The organism is Miniphocaeibacter sp. (assembly GCF_049276255.1).
GTDB lineage: Bacteria > Bacillota > Clostridia > Tissierellales > Peptoniphilaceae > Miniphocaeibacter.
Genome location: NZ_JBASWB010000022.1, coordinates 1 through 2,874 on the forward strand (window position 1 = coordinate 1; position 2,874 = coordinate 2,874).

Annotated in this window: 4 protein-coding genes; all 4 read left to right on the forward strand. The window is 26.9% G+C overall.

Annotation, left to right across the window (positions count from 1 at the left end):
* Positions 1-730 precede the first annotated feature (730 nt).
* Positions 731-925 (forward strand): helix-turn-helix transcriptional regulator, encoded by a 195-nt coding sequence (locus tag WAO56_RS02405; protein WP_422146233.1) that lies wholly within the window; start codon positions 731-733, stop codon positions 923-925.
* A 50-nt stretch (positions 926-975) separates the two neighbouring features.
* A complete protein-coding gene (locus WAO56_RS02410; protein WP_422146234.1) occupies positions 976-1,125 on the forward strand; it encodes a hypothetical protein in 150 nt (49 codons plus the stop codon).
* A 446-nt stretch (positions 1,126-1,571) separates the two neighbouring features.
* On the forward strand, positions 1,572-2,603 hold the full coding sequence (locus WAO56_RS02415) for a hypothetical protein (protein WP_422146235.1): 1,032 nt from the start codon (positions 1,572-1,574) through the stop codon (positions 2,601-2,603).
* Positions 2,604-2,657: 54 nt separating this feature from the next.
* The coding region (locus WAO56_RS02420) for a hypothetical protein (protein ID WP_422146236.1) at positions 2,658-2,874 on the forward strand (217 nt) is incomplete at its 3' end.

Below are 2,874 nucleotides of genomic sequence, written 5' to 3' on the forward strand. Positions count from 1 at the left end.
GAGAAAATCCTATCTTTTTTGTGTTATATGATCAAAAACAAAACAACCCCATGGAGCAAAAGCTATTCGGACATTTCGGACACCCTAAAAAGGGAGCATCTAACTTAAATTATCGTAAATTATCGTATTAAATATAGCTTTTACAAAACAACCCCATGACAGGAGGTTAGAATTAATAGAGTTATAAACGTGGTTAATATAGGAATAAACTAGGTTACTACCTAATAAAATACATGAATAATAATTGTAAATATATACAGATTAAAAGCATATACAAGGCTACTAAACAACTTAATTGATGAAATAATATACATTTTAAAGATAAGGGGTAATAGGTTAAATGTGATTTAAGCAAATTGATTATAAGTGTTGAAATATAGATAATATAACTATTAAAATATTTTAAAATAGTAAAAATTAAGTAGTCACAAAAGAATGATTTTGTGACTACTTAAGCTTATATTTAGCACATGAAAAGAAATTATATAAATAGAATTGAATATTATACAATAAGTGACAAAAAGCATAACAATTAATAAATATTAACAAATAAAGGAACTAGGAAAATGAATAATTAATTATATAATATTAAATTATAACTTAATTAACGAAAATAACAATAATTACTTACAAATATATTGACAACTTAATAAAGGTGTGTTTAAATAGTATTAACGTAATTAACGAAAATAACTAATAACGTAAAATTACGACCAAAAGGAGGGAGCTAATGAAACTAGATGAACAAAAAATATTAAGTTATATGGCAGAAAAGAATTGGAATAATACAATGCTTTCTAAGGAGTCAGAAGTATCAAGACAAACAATATCCTATATTCTATCTGGAAAGACTTGTTCACCAATAACGGCTGGTAAAATTGCTAAGGCTTTAGAAATACCGGTAAAAGAAATAATGGAAGATTAGGAGGAGGAAATGGAAAACAATTCTTAAATGCAGAGGATATTCAAAAGTTAATGCAAGTAAAACAAACTAAAGCATATCAAATTATTAGAATAGTAAATGAAAAGCTAGAGGAAGAAAATTTTCTAACTCTAAGAGGCAGAGTGCCTGCTAGGGCAGTTTACGAGTATTTTGGCTTAGAAAAACAAGAAAATAATAAATAAGGCTTAAATTTGAGTTTTAAGAAGATTTATATTTTAAAAGGTATAAAGACATCAGAGAATGAAAAAAAACGTTCTGAACGTATGTTTCAAAGCGTAGGGAGGAAATTAAAAGAATATGTCTAGTAAAAGATTAACTAAGCAAGAAGCTATTAGAAAAAATGTTTAGAATGTTCTGCAGGAAATAAAAATGAAGTTACAGATTGTGGAATAAAAGATTGTGTATTATGGAGGTATAGAAATGGATATGAAGAACAAGATAAATTGTATTTTAAACATATGAAAAAGAAAGGCAAGAAATAATGAAAAGATATTTAATAACAGAAAGCAAAAAGCCCCTAGATACTGGCATATCTAAAGGCAACTTTAAGAACATTGATAAATCAATATGCTTATTTGAATTTTATCATGTTCTAGGAAAAATTAAAAGGAGCAGATAGAGGTAAATTATGGCATATAGAACAGTAGATACTTTAATTTATAGTGATAATTTCATAGCTGATTTAGATTGTAAGGGTAAGCTTTTCTTTGTATATTTACTTACTAATTCAAAAACTACTCAAATAGGAGTGTACGAGTTCAATAAAAGAACTGCCTCCTTTGAGTTGGATATTGATATAGAAGATATTGAAAAATATATTAAGTTATTTACAGAAAAAGAAAAGATTACTATTGATAATACTACAGACGAAATTATGCTGAATAATTGGTATCGCTACAATTTTATAAACTTAAATATTAATCAAATTAAACATGTAGCAGGTGAATTTGTGAAGATAAAAAGCGATGAAATAAAAATATCATTATTGGAAAGATTTAAACAAACAAGTACATCTAGTAAAACGGTGGAGTTAATTAATTCAATACATGGTAAAAACTCAAATGTATTAGTCAATATAGCAAAATTATTTCCAGATAGAATTAATTTACTACTAAGTGATTTAGATTTTAAGGATACCCCTATAGATAGCCTATCTAATGGCTATGATAAGGGTATGGATAGCCTATCAGCAGAAGAAACAATGGCTATGCAAGGGGGTATAGCAGAAGAAACAACCCCTATGGATAGGGATATAGCAATTCAATCACATAACAATTCAATTCAAAACAATTCAAAACATAACATAACAACTCACTCGAGTGAGGTTCATCAAGATGAACTATCTCCTAAAAATGATTATAAAGAATTTTCAAAACAGTTTAATGTTTTGGTAGAAGAATGGAATAAGTCTGAAATGGCTATGGAAAGACCTATTACTAAAACTACTACACAAATGCAAAATAATGCTTTTAAGCTTTTACAGAAATATAATACAGATATAATTTTAGAAGTTATGGAACATATACCTAGTAATAGATGGTACTTAGGAGAGATACCTAATGCTGATGGAGAAGTATTTAATATTAGCTTTACATGGTTTTTAGATATTAATAACTTTGAAGATATAATGAAAAAATTACCGGACTATGTTCCGTATTAAGGAGTATAAGAAAGTTGGAGAGAGAATATAAAAATAATTTAAAGGAGAAACACAATGACATTAAAACAAGAATATGAAAATAAGAAAAATGAATTATATGTAAAGATTAGAGAAGCAATATACAACAATGATGTAAGAGGAACTAAGATAGATGAAAATATAAAAATACTTAATTTACAAGGTGAAAATCTAATAGATAGAACAGAAATAGATAACAGCATTCAAAAGGAAATAGAAGCTAAAACAAAGGCAGCAGAAACATTTAGAAATG